Origin of the sequence: Hungatella sp. SL.1.14, assembly GCF_024460495.1 — a bacterium.
Lineage (GTDB): Bacteria > Bacillota > Clostridia > Lachnospirales > Lachnospiraceae > Hungatella > Hungatella hathewayi.
Window position 1 is genome coordinate 1 of sequence record NZ_JANFYJ010000149.1, and the last position, 409, is coordinate 409.

2 pseudogenes are annotated in these 409 nt (G+C 47.4%); one reads left to right on the forward strand and one right to left on the reverse strand.

The features are described from left to right. Positions 1–290, reverse strand: a pseudogene (locus NE473_RS30410) (class I tRNA ligase family protein); the annotation flags it as partial. Here NE473_RS30410 and NE473_RS30415 point away from each other — a divergent pair. Continuing rightward, a pseudogene (locus NE473_RS30415) lies at positions 279–409 on the forward strand (tryptophan synthase subunit beta); the annotation flags it as partial. The pseudogenes NE473_RS30410 and NE473_RS30415 overlap by 12 nt on opposite strands.

Genomic DNA, 409 nt, shown 5'->3' on the forward strand with positions numbered 1-409 from the left:
CTTAAAAAACACACGGATTTGGACTTCTGCACGATGTCGCTGTGGCAGATATCACATTTTCCGCCCTGGCTGTCCTCGTTGGATAAGACAACCTTGCAGGATGGACAGTAGTTTACGAGAGCCGTATCGCGGAACACAAGGCCCTTCTCAAACATCTTTAAGAAAATCCACTGGGTCCATTTATAATAGTCCTCATCCGTGGTGTCGACTACTCTCGACCAGTCAAAGGAGAATCCCACTTTATTCAGCTGATTGGAAAATCTGGCAATGTTATCGTCTGTAATCTTTCTATGGGAAAAGAGGACACAGACCGTCAGGCCTTAAACGTGTTCCGCATGGAGCTTTTAGGCGCCAGGGTTCATCCCGTCACCAGCGGTACGCAGACATTAAAGGATGCGGTCAATGAAAC